The sequence below is a fragment of the Burkholderia sp. Bp9142 genome (assembly GCF_003853415.1).
Classification (GTDB): domain Bacteria; phylum Pseudomonadota; class Gammaproteobacteria; order Burkholderiales; family Burkholderiaceae; genus Burkholderia.
Map to the genome: position 1 here is coordinate 46,982 of NZ_QTPP01000007.1, position 15,393 is coordinate 62,374.

The 15,393-nt window shown below is 60.9% G+C and carries 21 protein-coding genes; 8 read left to right on the top strand and 13 right to left on the bottom strand.

The window, feature by feature from the left end:
• Positions 1-35 precede the first annotated feature (35 nt).
• From DIE22_RS10105 to DIE22_RS10165, 13 genes are all read right to left on the bottom strand, one after another.
• Complete coding sequence (locus DIE22_RS10105) at positions 36-266, bottom strand: hypothetical protein (protein ID WP_124604998.1); 231 nt, start codon at positions 264-266, stop codon at positions 36-38.
• Positions 263-610 (bottom strand): DUF4031 domain-containing protein, encoded by a 348-nt coding sequence (locus tag DIE22_RS10110; RefSeq protein WP_124604999.1) that lies wholly within the window; start codon positions 608-610, stop codon positions 263-265. Before DIE22_RS10110 ends, DIE22_RS10105 begins: the two co-directional genes overlap by 4 nt.
• The gene (locus DIE22_RS10115; protein WP_124605000.1) at positions 607-885 is read right to left on the bottom strand and encodes a hypothetical protein; all 279 of its coding nucleotides are present in this window, start codon (positions 883-885) and stop codon (positions 607-609) included. Before DIE22_RS10115 ends, DIE22_RS10110 begins: the two co-directional genes overlap by 4 nt.
• Complete coding sequence (locus DIE22_RS10120; protein WP_260426642.1) at positions 882-1,337, bottom strand: hypothetical protein; 456 nt, start codon at positions 1,335-1,337, stop codon at positions 882-884. The genes DIE22_RS10115 and DIE22_RS10120 overlap by 4 nt, the downstream gene beginning before the upstream one ends.
• On the bottom strand, positions 1,334-2,827 hold the full coding sequence (locus tag DIE22_RS10125) for a pyridoxal phosphate biosynthetic protein PdxJ (RefSeq protein WP_124605001.1): 1,494 nt from the start codon (positions 2,825-2,827) through the stop codon (positions 1,334-1,336). The genes DIE22_RS10120 and DIE22_RS10125 overlap by 4 nt, the downstream gene beginning before the upstream one ends.
• Entirely contained in the window at positions 2,820-3,041 is a 222-nt protein-coding gene (locus tag DIE22_RS10130; RefSeq protein ID WP_124605002.1) for a hypothetical protein, read from the bottom strand. The genes DIE22_RS10125 and DIE22_RS10130 overlap by 8 nt, the downstream gene beginning before the upstream one ends.
• Complete coding sequence (locus DIE22_RS10135; protein WP_124605003.1) at positions 3,026-3,310, bottom strand: hypothetical protein; 285 nt, start codon at positions 3,308-3,310, stop codon at positions 3,026-3,028. Before DIE22_RS10135 ends, DIE22_RS10130 begins: the two co-directional genes overlap by 16 nt.
• Positions 3,307-3,750 (bottom strand): ACP synthase, encoded by a 444-nt coding sequence (locus tag DIE22_RS10140; RefSeq protein WP_124605004.1) that lies wholly within the window; start codon positions 3,748-3,750, stop codon positions 3,307-3,309. The genes DIE22_RS10135 and DIE22_RS10140 overlap by 4 nt, the downstream gene beginning before the upstream one ends.
• Positions 3,747-4,106 (bottom strand): beta-hexosaminidase, encoded by a 360-nt coding sequence (locus DIE22_RS10145; RefSeq protein WP_124605005.1) that lies wholly within the window; start codon positions 4,104-4,106, stop codon positions 3,747-3,749. Before DIE22_RS10145 ends, DIE22_RS10140 begins: the two co-directional genes overlap by 4 nt.
• A gap of 233 nt (positions 4,107-4,339) precedes the next feature.
• Positions 4,340-4,987 (bottom strand): hypothetical protein, encoded by a 648-nt coding sequence (locus DIE22_RS10150; RefSeq protein WP_124605006.1) that lies wholly within the window; start codon positions 4,985-4,987, stop codon positions 4,340-4,342.
• 13 nt (positions 4,988-5,000) lie between these two features.
• Positions 5,001-5,210, bottom strand: a complete 210-nt coding sequence (locus tag DIE22_RS10155) for a hypothetical protein (protein WP_124605007.1) — start codon at positions 5,208-5,210, stop codon at positions 5,001-5,003.
• A gap of 81 nt (positions 5,211-5,291) precedes the next feature.
• Positions 5,292-5,651 carry a hypothetical protein gene (locus DIE22_RS10160; protein WP_124605008.1) on the bottom strand — a complete coding sequence of 120 codons (360 nt, stop codon included), beginning with the start codon at positions 5,649-5,651 and terminating at the stop codon, positions 5,292-5,294.
• A gap of 127 nt (positions 5,652-5,778) precedes the next feature.
• On the bottom strand, positions 5,779-6,381 hold the full coding sequence (locus DIE22_RS10165; RefSeq protein ID WP_124605009.1) for a helix-turn-helix domain-containing protein: 603 nt from the start codon (positions 6,379-6,381) through the stop codon (positions 5,779-5,781).
• A gap of 29 nt (positions 6,382-6,410) precedes the next feature.
• Between DIE22_RS10165 and DIE22_RS10170 the strand changes: the two genes are divergently transcribed.
• From DIE22_RS10170 to DIE22_RS10205, 8 genes are all read left to right on the top strand, one after another.
• A complete protein-coding gene (locus DIE22_RS10170; protein ID WP_124605010.1) occupies positions 6,411-6,629 on the top strand; it encodes a helix-turn-helix transcriptional regulator in 219 nt (72 codons plus the stop codon).
• A gap of 62 nt (positions 6,630-6,691) precedes the next feature.
• The gene (locus tag DIE22_RS10175; protein WP_124605011.1) at positions 6,692-7,201 is read left to right on the top strand and encodes a phage regulatory CII family protein; all 510 of its coding nucleotides are present in this window, start codon (positions 6,692-6,694) and stop codon (positions 7,199-7,201) included.
• Between the two features lie 2 nt (positions 7,202-7,203).
• A complete protein-coding gene (locus DIE22_RS10180; protein ID WP_124605012.1) occupies positions 7,204-7,596 on the top strand; it encodes a hypothetical protein in 393 nt (130 codons plus the stop codon).
• A gap of 154 nt (positions 7,597-7,750) precedes the next feature.
• Positions 7,751-10,489, top strand: coding sequence for a VapE domain-containing protein (locus tag DIE22_RS10185; RefSeq protein ID WP_124605013.1), 2,739 nt, complete (start codon positions 7,751-7,753; stop codon positions 10,487-10,489).
• Between the two features lie 288 nt (positions 10,490-10,777).
• Complete coding sequence (locus DIE22_RS10190; RefSeq protein WP_124605014.1) at positions 10,778-11,557, top strand: zinc finger-like domain-containing protein; 780 nt, start codon at positions 10,778-10,780, stop codon at positions 11,555-11,557.
• Between the two features lie 223 nt (positions 11,558-11,780).
• Complete coding sequence (locus DIE22_RS10195) at positions 11,781-12,536, top strand: hypothetical protein (RefSeq protein ID WP_124605015.1); 756 nt, start codon at positions 11,781-11,783, stop codon at positions 12,534-12,536.
• A 175-nt stretch (positions 12,537-12,711) separates the two neighbouring features.
• The gene (locus DIE22_RS10200; RefSeq protein WP_124605016.1) at positions 12,712-13,368 is read left to right on the top strand and encodes a hypothetical protein; all 657 of its coding nucleotides are present in this window, start codon (positions 12,712-12,714) and stop codon (positions 13,366-13,368) included.
• The gene (locus DIE22_RS10205) at positions 13,316-15,391 is read left to right on the top strand and encodes a phage terminase large subunit family protein (protein WP_124605017.1); all 2,076 of its coding nucleotides are present in this window, start codon (positions 13,316-13,318) and stop codon (positions 15,389-15,391) included. The genes DIE22_RS10200 and DIE22_RS10205 overlap by 53 nt, the downstream gene beginning before the upstream one ends.
• Positions 15,392-15,393: the final 2 nt, after the last annotated feature.

A 15,393-nucleotide genomic window follows, 5' to 3' on the forward strand; every position in this document is an offset into this window, starting at 1 on the left:
AGTCGGGTGGCACTGAGACATCAAAGTGGCTTTAGCTACGCTGCTCGACGTCGCGCCTGGGCCGACATTTCGTCGAGGTAGTCGGCAACGGCGTCGTACGCGGCGAAGCGTGCACCACCCTCCTTGTACGTTGGTATCGGGAACGTTTCGGCGCTGATCTGGTTACGAATCGTGCCTTCCGACATCATCATCAATTGCGCTAACTGAGCGAGCGTCATGCGCGGGCCATACTTTTCGAGAATGTATGCACGGGTGAGTAGGCTCATCGCGTGACCTCCGTTCGGCGCTCTACTAAATGTTGCTGGAGCCATGCAATAGCGTCGGCCGGCGAACCAAGCAACCCTGTTACGCGTCGCCGCGCATTCATCGCGCCGCACTCTCGGTATGTGATCGTGACGGCGCCGGCTGCGATCGCTGCCTGGCGCATCGACATCGCGATATCGAAATGTTCGTCCGATGTGCCGGCGTGCTGAATCCACTTCGCGTTGACGCCGATTGTGCGGACCATTGCGAGCAGCTCGGCGGTTGTATCGGCAATCAGGTGCGACATCTTCATGCGGCCGAACTGGCCGGCAGGATGGAGGTACATGTCGTCGACGTAGACGGTCATTTCGGATCCTCCACAAGTAGGATCAATCGCTGGTTGTTGGAGTAGAGATCCGGCCGGCCGTCGACGATTCCGTACCACCGTAGGAAAGCGCCGTCGTCGTAGATCGCTCTCCACATCTTTCCGGGGTAGACGCCGGTCGGCCGCGATGCGGAGTACTCGGCCAGCTTCTCGAAGGTCGAGCGCGTCATGACGGCATGCTCGTCATCGACGAGAATTTCCCTCCGGGGTGGCTGCCTCCAGTGGCGACCTAACGGATCGGTGATCGGCGGGATCATTGGGGGCTCCCTTCTCGATTCGGCAGTGCGCGATCGAGTTGCATTAGCCCGGTCTCGAGAGTGACGCCAGCAGTGGCGGCCCACGTTCGGGCTTCCTGTGCGGCTCTGTGGCGGGCGAGCGAACCGACCTCGTCGGCCATCAGGTCGAGCAATTCGACGTCGGCCGCCTGCGAGATCTCGACGACGAGCTCGCGGATCGCAATGCGCACCGCCTCGAGGCGCTCGGCTCTGCCTCGGCGGGCAACCGCCGAGGCTTCGTTCGTCTGGATAGGTTTGCGACGCGCGAGCGTCGCTTCGTCCTTCTGGATCGCTTTTGCGGGCGCACGCCCGCGCTTTTCGGTCCCGATCGCCTTGCCGTTGACGCTCGCTAGCGCGATCGCAGTGCGCTGTTTTCCGTGTTCCCGCTTACGCGACAGCGGACGTGGGGTAGAAAGAGCCGGGCGCGAGGTCATTTCGCGCCTCCGGTCGGGAACGGCCATGCGGACGCGGGGTCGAGGCCGGGCTTCACCTGGTGCGTCGGGAATGCAGAAGCGAGCAGCGCGGTATTCGACTTGATCCGCCGCTTGTGCTCGATGGCCGTCAACACATCCGACAGATCGGGGCGTTCCCCTTTGGCGGTGGCTGCCGAGAATTCGGCGGTCATATCGGGGTCCGGCATAGCGATGATCTCGTGCGCCCACGCGAGGATCCGCTTAAATGTCGCTTGCTCCGCCTTGGTCCGCCCGTGCACCGGCGACTTGATCGTATCGACGAGCCGCGCCGCGCCGGAGCGAATGGCTTGTACGCGTGTCCATACGGCACGCGTCTGCGGAGATACCTTCAGAGGGTCGCTCGCGAAGCTCGTGCCCGTGTTGTACTCGATCGAGTAGATCCACGCACCGGGAGCTGGCTGTGCGACGCGAATGTATGCGAGCGGCCCTTTGACGCGTCCGGTGCGCTCAGGGCCGGACAGCGTGTCGGCCGGATCGCAGCAGCCATTTTCGTCAGGTTCTGCAATGGGCCAATGCTTTGAGGCTGGTTTCGCATCGAGCAAATCAGTGAGCGGGACGAGTGCCTTGTGAACAGCGTCGATCGTCGCCGGTGCCAGCTTGCCGAAACCTTCGTCGTGCAATACCGCCTGCAGGGCCTGCAAAAGTTGCTTTGCGCACGGCTCGGTGATCTTCGCCGCCTTGGGCGACGTCGGCTTTTCCGAGGACTTGCCGCCGACCAGATGCTTCTTTGTCACCTTGCTCTTGCCGGCTTCCTTCGCCTTTGAAAGGCCGGAAACGATGCGTTCGAGCGCCTTTTCGCCGCCATGCGCGCGGATCTCTTCGATCGCGAGCGTGCCGGCGACGGCGCCGCTACGTACCAGGTCGTGCAGCGCCTGCGGCGCTTGCTCGAGCAGTGCGATGTCGCGGATGGTCTGGTCCGTGATGTTCAGCTCGTCGCAAATCTTCTTCTGGTCGTACCGGTGGATGTCGCGCAGTTCGGCGATCGCGGCGGCCAGATCGAGCGGTGACGCGGCCTTTTGACGGTTGCTGTGGTGGCCGTCGACAACCATCTTCGCGCGATCGACTTCGCGACTATCCCGCACGACGAGCGGGAGCTTGTCGAGGTGGAGTATTTCGACCAGTTTGGGGTTTCCGCAGGCTTTCCTTGCTGCGCCTGCCGCGAGGTAGCGGTGCTGGCCCTTATAGACGAAGAAATGGTCTTTGTCACCAACCTTGCGCACGTAGCAATGGAGCGGCGACCCTTTGTCGTATCCGTGCTGAATCATCAGCTCGGTGAGTTCCTTCACCCAGGCGTGGTCGACCGGGCGGACGTTGTCGGCGGGATCGTAATGTATCTGGTCGTACGGCACCATCCAGAGATCGGCCGACTTGGCGCCGGCTTGGGCTGCAGCTGCCTTCGTGTTGCCGGTCTCGAACACCGGCAGCAGCGCGAGCGGTTTGGTTTTAGACATGGAACCTCCGGAATGCGGAGCGGATGATGGGCAGCGCGAAGCAGGCAGAGCAGAAAGCCGCAACGTACGCGACGGAAGTGCTGCCGGCGGACATGCCGGCAACGAACCAGAGGAGGGCAGTGACCAGGCCGAAGACGCGGCCGACCACGCGGCCGGTCGACGCGAGCAGGGCACAGGCCATGCAACTGGTGATGGCGATCAGGAGGGCGAACATTGCGTCTCCTCCATTGCTTCGAAGTGGCGACCATCGCGTCCGCACTTATTGAGCCAGCGTGCGATCAGGGGCTGCGTTGAGCGTTGCAGGTACGCGAGGGCGCCGTTCGATCGGATCGGCTCGCCGTTGGTTAGGTCGATGCCCTCGGAGGTGCTCATGTGCATGCAGTGAAGATCTGATCCGGGTTGCCGGATCATTGGTCGTCCGTCGCTGCGAAGCGGCGGAGGCACGTTCTCGCCGTAGTACTTGCAATGAATGCAGAGCTTCATGCGGCCTCCGGCTTCTTGAGGGTCTCGCGCAACGCAGGTGAAGCGTCGAGCTCAATGCGGAGCTGCGTCTTCGGCTTGCGGAGGATGACCGGCGCATATTTCGTGTCGCCGCATACGCGCTCGCATTCCCAGCCAAGTGCGAGAAATGCGTGGACGAAGCGATCGGAGTACTCGGCCGAGATCCCCGTGCCGAGGCGTAGGACATATTGGGCTCGCGAGCTGTAGTTTTCGCGATGGGCCCGGAGTACGAGCGAGTAGTCCGCCGGACTGACGGCGAGCTGGTACTTCTTGTGCAGGGCTCGCAGATCGGGTTCGATCGCGCGGATTTGCTTCTCTGCGCGCTTCAACTCGGCAAGGCGGCGGCGATAGCAGGTTTCCGCGTGTTCGACGAACCCCGCATACGTCGTGGGCGGAGTCCAAGCGGTGGATGGCTTCTTCATGCTGCCACCTTTGCCGCGCGTTTGCTGTGCGGCTTCGCCTTGCGTGCGGCATTTTCAATAGCGGTCGTTGCCGCGTGTTCGGCTGCTTTCCGGTGCCGACGGGCGGCATTGATCGCGCTTTCGCAATCGCCGTCGCTCGGATACGTGATCTGCGTTCGGACGACCTGGTCGCCGTCCATGATCAGGTACTCGGTGTAGATGCTGTCCTGGATCGGGCGGCGCATCACCACGGTCTGACCGATGAGGATCGGCGTCGAGGGCCGACGGGTTTCACGGTTGTAGCGGACGATCGTCCGCAGGCCGAGGGTATCGCCGCGCGGGGCGTCAGGTTCGAAGCGCTTGATCTGGCGGGGCATCGTGCTATTCCTCTTCGCTTTCGCCGGCCGCGCGACTCTTCATGTCGACGTGTCTGGCGTGTGGTTGCTGATCGCGCGTCCGGAGTGCCGCGCAGTTCGCGAGGCAGATCCGGAGGGCTGGATTGGTCAGGGATGCGGAGGCGGGGCCGGGAAGGTGGCGGAGACGATGCTCGCGTGCAATGTCGGCATCGGTAACAGGTATCCGCTTTGCCATTACCCAGTCCCGTCACCGATCAAGGCTTTTCATCGGGGGGCGACGAAGGCTGCGCTATGCTGTCCCTTTCAACAAACGGGGATTCAGATGGCGGACCTTTTTCCGACCGTTGATCACGGCGACACTCATTTCGATACCTATGTGGATCGTCAGCGCCGACAGCGGAAGATTTCGTCGGAAGCGGCGGAGGTGTTGGAAGATCTGAACGATCTTCTTTCGGCAAGTCGTGCGCTTGCGAAGGCACATTTTGGAAGTGATGCGTCACCTGACCATGCTGTTGCGCTTTTTCAGGTGTTAGCGACGGAAATCCGTCATCGGGCAAGCACTCCCCGCAAGGACACGGAGTGATATCGCGTCCGAAGGGATAACGGCCGAAATAGCCAGTGCAGGATGCGCACTGGCGAAACCGCTTTTCGCCCGGCAACGGATCAGCGTAGCCGGGGGCAGCGTAGAAATATGATTCGGGGCTGTCGGCGCTTGGCTGGCGCAGCCATCCGAGCTGTTCCATGGCCTTTGCGAGGCGTGCCTGCGCCTCGATCGACCATTCGCGCGAATCCAGTTCCGCAACCTCGCGAAGCAGGTCAATCGCGGTGACCCGAATGCGGTCATGCAGATACGTTTCCAAACGACCTTTGAACGCACCGTTGGTAAGGGTGATCGTGTTCATAGCGCGATCTCCCTTACACCATCGAGCGCTGCTGCGCGATCGGTGCAGCCGGCACGTCGTTGCTCGGCACGAGATTCACGAGAATCACGACCAGAGCGGCAACGATCGTGAGACGCCAGGCGGCGGATGACTCGACCGGCTTGGCGGGCGGAAAGTAGCTTTGCTGCATGCGCTGCAGTTCCGCCCGTCGGGCGTCTGTGTGCGCGTCATAGATGGATTTCATGGCGGTCTCCGGTGGGCGCGTCGGAAGACGCGCTGAACCGGAGAATAGCCATTAATGGAAATCAATGCAAGCCAGAAACGGCTATTTCAGATTTGAGATGTCCTTTCTTGTTCCCTTTGTGGTTGGTGGGGCTTGACTGCTCGCGGCTGAGTGGCGGGATGCGAGTGCGGTGGTCAGTTGTGCCGCAAGCGATAGGGCTGCGTCTAGCCAGTCGAATGGGTTGATGTATGTCGCTACGATAAACGCGATGCCTGCTAGGGCTGCGACGCTTGAGTAGCCGCGCTCGAATCGGCGTGGCGGGCGGCGCTGTCGCTCGCGTTCTTTGTGCTGTTCGATTGTCGTCGCGAGCTGCCGGAGTTCGTCGGCGATTGCGGCCGCCATCTCCGGCTCGATTCCGGCGGCGGAAATGCCCAAGTGCCCCCTGGCATCCAGGTACACCATTGCTGCAGCTATAGCGGGCGATGGTGGCCCGAGGAGGGCTTGCTTGATGTGCCGCCGGACGGTGTCGGCGCGGTCTAGTGTGGATTGGCTGTGAATGTCGCCTGAGTGATTTTCATTGCCCCGGAAATCACTGAGACGAGCTATGCCGGTTTCGTTTCTGTGGGTTGGTCTGTTCTTTGGGTTCATTGTCAATGCTCAGCGTGTCATCATTTAACTCACGCTGTATGGCATTGAGCAATCGCTCTTTTAGGCCAGGCGGGGGCTCCTTGCTTGAGCTCACCGTAAGGGGGGTGTCCTCGGATTTGGATTTGTACCGTTGGATGGTGAACTCGATAAATGCCTTGATTTGCTCTTTATCGGCTTCCGGAAGGCTGTTGTAGCCTGATTCATCTTGTACTGGCGTGCTGCTCGATGGCGCATCCTTGTCCGTGAGGAGGGAGGCCGGTGTGACACGGAAGGCTTCGGCGAGTGATTCGACCTGCGCGAGCTGTGCGTATACCTCTCCGCGCAAGATTCGACCGACCGTGCTCTGAGCGATCTTGGCGCGCGTCGCGACCTTCATCTGAGTATCTAGATGTGGTGTGACCTCCATAAGGCTGTGGAGGCGTCTAGCAAGTATTTGCCTGATGTCTGCTCGTTTCATGGTCCACAGCGTGCCACCCGTGGTTAGCCATTTGCGGCAATCTTCCGAGCCGGCTTGGTTGTATGAATAACCATTAATGGCTATCATGTCGGGACTCTTAGTTCTGAGGTGCCGCTATGGACCATCACCGCCGTTCGATGTTGGACGCCACGCTCGAACGTCTTGGGCGGGAAAAGGGGAATCTGCGCGAGATCGCCAAGGCAACCGGCGTTCCTTACTCGACGTTGGCGAAGATTAGCTCAGGTGCGGTTACCGATCCCCGCGTGTCGACTGTCCAGGCGCTGCACGACTACTTCGACGGTCGCCCCAAGCGCGCAACCGAGTCTGCATCTTAGGTCGGCTGTTGACCGGTAAACAGAATGAAAGTCCTCCATCACCAAGAACAAATGGGGCTCCTATGACCTGCAGATATAGCGGGACAGATTGGCTTGATGTCCTCTACACGTCGGTGCGCAATACGCCGGGTGGGGTGGCGGATGCAGCTCTCTTCCTGACCGCTCGCCGCGGACGTTCGATCTCAGTTGAGTCGCTTCGGTTGCGTCTTCGCGCGGTCGACGAGAATCGCCTCTCGATGGAAATGTTTGAGCTGCTGATCGAGTGGATGGAGGAGCACGGTTCTCCGCACGCACACGATGCGCTCTATGCGCTCAATGAGCGCTTTGGACTTCGGGCGACCAACGTCGACGCAGCCGAGGGGCAAGACACCGTTCACGCCCTGGTCCTCCAGGCTCTCGATCTCACGCACCAGACCGGTGTCGTGATGAACGAGGTTCGCGGCGCCGTCGCGGACGGAAAGATCACAACGGCCGAGGCTGAGGCGGTCACGGTTGCTGCTCGAGCACATCAGCGCATGGCGGACCAGCTGATCGACGCTGTTGTGCGTCTCAGCAAGCTCGGTCGAAGCTGATCATGCGTTTCGCCGAGGGGATGGCGTGCTGCAACCCGTATCGCGAACAGGCGGGCCTTTCATGCGACTACGGCAATCAGTTGTGCTGCGCCAGCTCCGCGATTGAGCGTATGGCGATCGGCATGCCGTCGGGTATCCCGCGTCTTCTCAATATGCTGTTCGACACGTTTCCTGCCTCGGCCGGGTATGTGATGCAGCACGCACTACGTTATGCCGATCCCGCCGTCGCACTCGACGTTGCAGCGAAGTATTGCGCCTCGATGCAGTCACGCGCAGATCGCGTGGCATTCAAAGACCAGGTCGCCGGCTATCTCAGCGCAGAGCAACTGGCGACATTCGAAGAACGCACTCTCGCCGAATTCCATCGGCGAAAGGCATCTACCAATCGGGGATAACAAAGTGACTTTGAATCAATCGTCCGCCCTTCGTACGCGCCACAACCGCGTCCGTCGCCTCAACACGAGCCCTTCGTGCATGTCTTTTGCTGCTGGCCGCGCATCGTTCCGGCTTCATATTACGTCCCGCAAATTCTGGATCGGAGCGTGAGCCTTGTCCTCGATCGACCAGATCATCGCGCAGCTCGATGCTGCGGGGCACCCGCGATTGCCCGAAGGACATCCCATCGCGGATGGAAAACCGCACCGCTACGGGCCCAAGAAAAAACACTGGTACTCCCTGCACGAAATCGTCCGTAACGGACAGGTCGTCGGCTACACCGGTGCATTCGGCGAATGGAGCGCCGATGATAACGGCGCTCAGAAATTCGAATGGCAAGGGTCGACGCTGCCACCCGATGTACTTGAGGAAACGCGTCGACGTCAGGCTCAAACCGAGCGAGCGGAGATGGAGAAGCGGCAACAGGCTGCAAAGCTTGCTGCAAACCGTGCTTGGGATCAGTGGGCACACGCTGCCGATGTAGGCGAATCTCAGTACCTCGAGCGGAAGCAAATCACGCCGGAAGGTGTGCGCTTCGCTGACGACGGGACGATCTACGTACCGATGTGGCGCCACAGCGCCGACGGGGCGCGGATGGTCGGTTTGCAGAAGATCACGCCGGACGGTGCGAAGCGGTTCAACAAGGGCACGGAGAAGAAGGGCGCGGAATGTCGCCTCGGCGCATCGAGCGCCGATGACAAGGTGGTGATGGTCGCGGAGGGGTACGCGACTGCTCGCACAATCCGTATGGCGACCGATGACGCGATCCCGGTTTCGGTGTGTTTCGACGCCGGCAACATAATGCTGGCCGCGCAGGCATTGCGCGATGCGTATCCAGACGTGCATATCTTGATCTGCGCTGACGACGACTGGAAGGTCGAGCAGCAGATGCGGAACTGGCTCGCCGACAAGCTTGGCTATTCCGGTGACCTAGTCATCGGTGCCGATCCGGTCGGGATCGAACATCGAGGCACCGTACATCGCGTGAGCGCCGAAATCGGGCAGATCAACGGCGGCGTTCCGTTCGTCGAGCTGCGCGTTGTCGTCGAGTCACGGCCCGAGCAGATCAAGCGATTCGAAAACACCGGCCGGTCGCGTGCGGAAGAGGCGGCGGTAGCTGTCGGCAATGCCAGCGTCGCGTTTCCGGTTTTCTCGAATCGCGAGGACCGTAAGCTGACTGACTTCAACGACCTGCATTGTGAAGAAGGGCTGCACGTCGTCAAAGACCAGATCACGCGCGCGATCCTCGCCGCATTGGCGCCGGCCGCGAGTGACGTGAAGCCGTTTCCACACTTGCATGCTGTCGAAAGCACGGTTGATCCGCTGTACGAGCAGGCCGTTTCGGTGGTGCGCGAAGCGCATCGAGCCTCCGTGTCGCTGGTGCAGCGACAACTGCGGATCGGATACAACCGCGCTGCCCGGCTCCTCGCGGAAATGGAGAAGGCCGGCATCGTTTCGCCGGAGAACGACAAGGGTGCGCGTCGGGTGCTGGCTGCTCAAGACGAGTTGCCCGCGACGTACGCTGGCGCTGCGGATGATGAACCGCCCCCTGAAGATGCGCGACAGCCTCGGTCTTGGTACGCGGATCTGCGCCGCACGAACAGCGGTGCGTTGCTCCCGACTGTCGACAACATATTCGCGATCCTGGCGAATGACCCGAAGTGGGATGGCGTGCTCGGCTTCGAGCTGTTTGCATTGCGGATCGTGAAGTTGAAGCCTCCGCCATTCCCCGGCGGTGAAGCGGGAGAATGGACAGATCGCGACGACGCGCGTTGTGCATTGTGGCTCGGTCAGCGGTACGCGGTAAGCCCGCGTGCGGATCTGATCGCCGACGCAGTATTCCTGGTGGCAGAGCGCAATTCGTATCACGAGGTTCGCGACTATCTCGCCAGCTTGACCTGGGATGGGACGCCGCGGCTGCGGAGCTGGCTGGTAACGTACCTGGGCGCTGAGGACACGGAGTATGTGCGCTTGGCCGGGTTCAAGTGGCTCGTCGCGTCGGTCGGTCGCGTCATGAAGCCCGGCTGCAAGATGGACAACGTCCTGATTCTCGAAGGCGCCCAGGATGCCGGTAAATCGTCTGCGTTCCGGACAATCTTCTCTCAGCGCTGGTTCACGGACGCGAACATCATCATCGGCGACAAGGATTCGTATGCGGTGATGGCCGGGAAGTGGGTGATCGAGCTGGCCGAGCTCGACGCGCTTTCGAAGTCCGAGTCGTCGAACTCGAAACGCTTCTTCTCGACCGCCGTCGACACCTATCGGCCGCCCTACGCGAAGCGTGCGATCGACGTGCCACGTCAAAGCGTGTTCGCCGGCACGGTGAACTTCGACACATACCTGAAGGACGAATCGGGCAACCGCCGCTACTGGCCGGTCAAGGTGGCCGACATCCTGAACCTGAAGGGGCTTGCAGCTGATCGTGATCAGATCTGGGCCGAGGCGTTTCAGACGTATTGCGAGTGGGACGCAGCGAACCTCGAGGCCGATGGCGCTATTCCGGCTCCGTGGCAGGTGTTGGCAGACGAGAAGCCACTGTTCCGTGTCGAGCAGGATGCCCGGTATGAAGGCGATGTCTTCGAGCCGATGATCGCGCGATTCATCGAGTTGAGGGATCGCGTCACCATGGAAGAGATCCTCGGCGAATGTTTGAAGCTCGATATGTCGAAGTGGACGCCGGCCGAGCAGCGTCGTATTGGCAAGGCGATCAAGTCGATAGGCTGGATCCGAAAGCGGGAGACGAAAGGCGGACGTGGCTGGTATTACCAACGTCCGGAGCAGGTCGAAATCATCGCACGGCCTGCGTCAGCAGCGCTCGCGACAGCGGAGGTGGGCGATGAATCGTGCTTTTGAACATCGCATTCATGTCGCGCCGGCCGCATCGTTCATCGCATTGCGTCAGCGCTGTATGTCGCGCCAACTTGCCATTTCTGTCGCGCCGCGTCAGCGTGTTCGGCGCGCTGTGCGCCGTCCCATGTCCCGACGTCCCAAGCGTTCCGCCTCGCGTATGTGTGCGTGCGCGTGCGACGTGCGCGACGTGAGCGCGTGGATGGGCGCATGTCGCAAGCGCGCGCACGCGCACCTGACCATTTTTTCTTGGGACAGTGGGACAGTAGGACGAAATAACGAACGGGGTGGGGAATGATCGACCTGAAAGAGCGAGCCGGGACCGCGATGAATGTGCAGAGCCAGCTGAACGATCAGGCGGTCGACGGTGAGACGACGTTGGCGGCGCTCGCGTTCGCCGGCGAACTCGGAAAGTTACTTTGGCACATGAAATACGGGCAGGACGTGAAGCGCTCGGGGATGCAGCGTGCGACGCTACTACTCTCGCATAGCGTTCGATGCTCAAAGAAATTTTCGCGGGTGAAGTTCACTGGACTCGATCATCAACAGTCGCGCGATAAGCGGCGAGGGAAAAAGGTCGAGGCGGCACGGGCCGACATCGTCCAACGATTCGCTCGGCGTGCGATCGTTGAATGGTGCGCGGATCTCTGCATCGCATGTGACGGGCGCGGCATTCTCGGGCGGACGCCACGTGCTGAGCCTGCAGTGCACGACATCGAGTGCCCGGTCTGCCTCGGTCGCAGAAACGTGGTGATCGATGAACAACGAGTTCCTTTCGCACACAACGGTCGCGGGCCGATGATGCTGCGTGAGTACGATCGATGCCCGAATTGCGGTGGCTCGGGAAAGTTGCAGATACTCGAGCGGGCAGAACCTGCGGGTCGGCAGATCTGCAAACACTGCGCTGGAACAGGGAAAGCACCAGTCGACGAGCCCGGCCGCGCACATGCGCTCGGCATCTCATTGGACCTTTACCGATCGCAATGGCCGCGCATGTTCGATGCGATACTCGCAATGCTCGACCAGGCCGACGGCGGGGTCGCCGACACGATGCGGAGAAAGATGCAACGATGAAAGCCGTTGCAATCCAAGAAATGTCGGCGTATATTTCCGCCATCCTTTACCGGAACACTGGATATTCGCTGGCACCGCGCGTTAGTCGTGCAAACCTCTCGGAGACAAAAGAAGAATTAAGGGTGCCCGTTAGGTCAGTGGGAGGCGTTCGCCCTCACAAAACAGAATCATCGAAGCCTCGAGCGCGAAAGCCTCGGGGCTTTTTCGTTGGAGGTTCCGTCGAATGGACAACGTTACTGCGCAGGTGCAGTCGCTACCCGCGATGTCCCGCCTTACCGAAGTAGTCGGCCGACAGTTCGTGTTCGCATCTCGGGATGCGTTGAACAAGGTGGCCGGATATATCGTGGCGGCGCAGGATCGCGAGATGAAAGACGTGTTCTATCGGCCGATCGATTACACGTTGAAATCCGTTGCGGTACTGAAGCGGGCAACGGCGACAGACCCAACCGCGAAGGTTGGCTTCAAGTCATTTGCATTCAAGGGTACGGCAGCTGGCGACTATTTGAAGCCGCAAGTCTTCGGCGGCACGCGTCCGATGACGCGGTTCGAACAGATGCTCGCGCTATCGGGCAAGTTGCCGAACGGCGACTATGTCCAGCCGACGTCGGCGAATGTGCGGGACAGTTACGGGAACGTGCCGCGTAGCGTCTACTCGGCAGTGGCTTCGCAGATCCGAGCGTCGCGGGACAGCGCGCAGAACGAAACGACGCGCTCGCGCAAACGGAAGTCGCGCGATCCGGTCAAAGGGGTTCGGTATTTCGTTGGTCAACCGGCCGGCGGTCGATTCGCGCTCGGCGTGTGGGCGCGGTACACCTTCGCGAATGGCTCGGCGATCCGACCAGTGTTCGCGTTCGGTGCGCAGCCGCACTACGAAGAGCGCTATCCATTCTTCGATGTCGCCGAGCAGACGGTCGACGCGACGCTCGCCCCGGAAATGCAACGGGCCTTCATGTTCGCGCTCGCGACCGCGCGGTGGTGACGGCCTGGCCGTCGACCCTTGGGTCCTTCCCGAAGGCGGGCGGATGCGGGTAATTCGAGCCCTGTTACGCACGCGGTCAAAGCGACTTTTCAGGGTAGTCACTAAGGTAGTCAGGTAGTCAATTTGAGGGTAGTCGGGTAGTCACCGGCTACCCTTTTTCCATTCAGGAGGCGGCATGCCGAAGCTCGGACAAAGAGCTTTCGCGCGGCACGTCGGCGTCACGTTGCGCGCGGTGCAGAAGGCGATCCAGTCCGGGCGCATCGTCGTCGACAGTGACGGCAAGATCGATGCCGACACAGCCGTTGCCGCGTGGCGCCGAAACACGGACGACTCGCGACGATCGCTGACCGACCAGGCACGCCAGACCGCAATAAATCGTGGTTCCAACGCCTCTGCCCCGGCTCCTGATGACGATGACATCGACGAAGACGAGGAAATCGGCGCCAAACCCGCTGACGCGGCAAAAGAGGATCCGTCGCTTGCGACGTATCGCGATGCTCGTGCTCAGCGCGAGATCGTGCGTCTGGAGCGCGAACGGTTGGAGTTGGAGCGCGACCGCGAAACAGTGCTGGCGCGCGATGTGGCGGAGCGCCTCGCATTCACTGCGTTTCGTACCGTGCGCGACAACGTTATGAACGTCCCCGTCCGGATCAAAGATGTTCTCGCAGCCGAGACCGATCCAGTCCGCGTGGAGATGCTGCTTGAGGAGGAGCTGGCGCGAGCGTTGGCATCGATCAACGCTGACGCGCTGTTGCAAGACACCGACGAGGATGATGACGATGGGAGCGATCGAATCGTTTCTGAAGAAGATCACGGACGCGATTCATCCTGACCGCAACGTCGGCATCGCTGAATGGGCGGAAGACAATCGCGTCCTGCCGCCGGATAGTCCGGAGCCCGGGAAGTGGCGCAACTCGCGCACGCCGTATCTGGTCGGCATCATGGATGCGCTGTCGGGTTTGCCGAGCAAGGTGACGAGGTACGCGCACGACGACACACGGATCTTTGACAACAGTCGTGTGACGCTGGTGGCAATGCAGAAGGGCCACCAGCTCGGTGGTTCAGCCCTCGGAGAGAATTTCATTGGGCGGGCGATTACGCAGGCCGCGGGCAATATTCTTGCAGTGTTCGCAACGCGAGACGATGCCGAGAAATGGGAGATGGACCGCTTCGAGAGCATGCGCACGTCGACGAAGGCGCTGAAGCGATTGATCCGCGACTCGAACAAGAAAGGTTCCGAGAACACGAAGCTCCGCAAGAAGTTCGCTGGTGGGATGCTGAACCTCGTCAGCGCAATGCGGGCCGGTCGACTTAAATCGACGACTGTTCGCTACGCGCTGCTCGAGGAGGTCGACGAGTGGCAATTTAACGTCGACGGACAAGGTAATCCGGTCATGTTGACGATCAACCGGACAAGTAACTTTGGCCGCCGTGCCAAGGTATTCGCGAACAGTACACCGACCATCAAGCGGCGCTCGCAGATCGAGGCGCTGTACGAACAGGGGGATCAGCGGCGCTATTTCGTGCATTGTCCCGAATGCAGTGCGCCGCAATTCTTCGACTGGCACAAGGGCATGAAGCGGTCGCCGAGTGATCCCTCAACTGTTCTTTACTTCTGTCAGACCGGGTGCGGCGTTGGTAGTACGGAGAGCGCCTGGAAAACCAAGGGCTATGAAAACGCGTATTGGATGCCGACAGCGCGCGGCGCCGGTAAGGTCGCGAGCTTTCACCTAAGTGCATTGTACGCACCGCTTGGCTGGCGTCCGTGGTCCGAACTGATGGACGACTTCGAGGCGGCGAAGACAGACACCCTGAAGATGATCGCGTTTGTGAACAACGCGCTCGCGGAGTGCTGGGAGGATAAGAGCGCGGAACTGAAGTGGGAGGCGATCAAACGTCGAGCTGAACCGTACAAGCTGCGTTCGATACCAATTGGCGCGTTGATCCTGGTGTGTTCCGTCGACACGCAGAATGACCGCCTTGAAGTGCAAACCGACGCCTACGGGCGCGGCATGCGTAACTGGACGATCGATTACGTTGTCTTTCATGGCGATCCTGCTCGGCCGGAGGTCTGGAATCAGCTCGACGCGTACCTCGAGCGAACATTCACGAACGCGTTCGGTGTCTCGATGCGCATTCAGCTCTGCGGTGTCGACTCGGGCGGTGGCCGCACGCAGGACGTATACGACTATTGTCGGACGCGTCGCCACAAGGGTGTGTTCGCGCTCAAGGGTGCGTCGGAGAAGCACAAGCCAATTATCGGTAAGCCGACCGACGTTGACGTGACCGTGAAGGGCAAGACCTACGCGAAGGGCGTGAAGCTCTGGCCGGTCGGCACGGATACGGCCAAGAGCAGGATCTTTGGCGACTTACTCGGCGACGAGGAGCTCGAGCCGGTGGATCGACGGATGCACTTTTCGATCGACCTCGAGGACGAGTACTACGAGCAACTGACGGCGGAAGCGTACAACCCGTCGAAAGACCGGTGGGACAAGCTCCGGAAGCGAAACGAAGCGCTCGACCTGAAGGTGTATAGCCTGGCGTGCGCATATCACCCGCGGTTGCGGCTGAACACGTACACGGATGCGGACTGGGCCGCGCTCGAGGCGGTCATCGAGCCGCGCATCAACGATCTGTTCTCGGCTCCTGTCGGGGAATCGGCTGCCGCGCAGGATACGTCGTCCACGTCGGCCGACCCCGACGATGACGTCGCGACCGTGGTGGTTGAAGCGAGCGAGACTTCGCCGACGGTCCCGGCCGCGGTCGAGTCGCCACCTCAATCTCAGCCAGCAACGGACAGCGGCGTGCAGGGGCAGTGGATCCCGAAGCGCAAAAACTGGTTTGGAGGGCGATAGAC

Coding starts and splice junctions, on each gene's coding strand:
- DIE22_RS10180 (WP_124605012.1), top strand. CDS start 7,204: ATGCGTTTCGCCGAGGGGATGGCGTGCTGCAACCCGTATCGCGAACAG.
- DIE22_RS10205 (WP_124605017.1), top strand. CDS start 13,316: ATGGGAGCGATCGAATCGTTTCTGAAGAAGATCACGGACGCGATTCAT.
- DIE22_RS10120 (WP_260426642.1), bottom strand. CDS start 1,337: ATGACCTCGCGCCCGGCTCTTTCTACCCCACGTCCGCTGTCGCGTAAG.
- DIE22_RS10190 (WP_124605014.1), top strand. CDS start 10,778: ATGATCGACCTGAAAGAGCGAGCCGGGACCGCGATGAATGTGCAGAGC.
- DIE22_RS10115 (WP_124605000.1), bottom strand. CDS start 885: ATGATCCCGCCGATCACCGATCCGTTAGGTCGCCACTGGAGGCAGCCA.
- DIE22_RS10170 (WP_124605010.1), top strand. CDS start 6,411: ATGGACCATCACCGCCGTTCGATGTTGGACGCCACGCTCGAACGTCTT.
- DIE22_RS10160 (WP_124605008.1), bottom strand. CDS start 5,651: ATGGTGTACCTGGATGCCAGGGGGCACTTGGGCATTTCCGCCGCCGGA.
- DIE22_RS10145 (WP_124605005.1), bottom strand. CDS start 4,106: ATGCCCCGCCAGATCAAGCGCTTCGAACCTGACGCCCCGCGCGGCGAT.
- DIE22_RS10195 (WP_124605015.1), top strand. CDS start 11,781: ATGGACAACGTTACTGCGCAGGTGCAGTCGCTACCCGCGATGTCCCGC.
- DIE22_RS10200 (WP_124605016.1), top strand. CDS start 12,712: ATGCCGAAGCTCGGACAAAGAGCTTTCGCGCGGCACGTCGGCGTCACG.
- DIE22_RS10110 (WP_124604999.1), bottom strand. CDS start 610: ATGACCGTCTACGTCGACGACATGTACCTCCATCCTGCCGGCCAGTTC.
- DIE22_RS10150 (WP_124605006.1), bottom strand. CDS start 4,987: ATGAACACGATCACCCTTACCAACGGTGCGTTCAAAGGTCGTTTGGAA.
- DIE22_RS10105 (WP_124604998.1), bottom strand. CDS start 266: ATGAGCCTACTCACCCGTGCATACATTCTCGAAAAGTATGGCCCGCGC.
- DIE22_RS10135 (WP_124605003.1), bottom strand. CDS start 3,310: ATGAAGCTCTGCATTCATTGCAAGTACTACGGCGAGAACGTGCCTCCG.
- DIE22_RS10125 (WP_124605001.1), bottom strand. CDS start 2,827: ATGTCTAAAACCAAACCGCTCGCGCTGCTGCCGGTGTTCGAGACCGGC.
- DIE22_RS10165 (WP_124605009.1), bottom strand. CDS start 6,381: ATGATAGCCATTAATGGTTATTCATACAACCAAGCCGGCTCGGAAGAT.
- DIE22_RS10140 (WP_124605004.1), bottom strand. CDS start 3,750: ATGAAGAAGCCATCCACCGCTTGGACTCCGCCCACGACGTATGCGGGG.
- DIE22_RS10175 (WP_124605011.1), top strand. CDS start 6,692: ATGACCTGCAGATATAGCGGGACAGATTGGCTTGATGTCCTCTACACG.
- DIE22_RS10130 (WP_124605002.1), bottom strand. CDS start 3,041: ATGTTCGCCCTCCTGATCGCCATCACCAGTTGCATGGCCTGTGCCCTG.
- DIE22_RS10155 (WP_124605007.1), bottom strand. CDS start 5,210: ATGAAATCCATCTATGACGCGCACACAGACGCCCGACGGGCGGAACTG.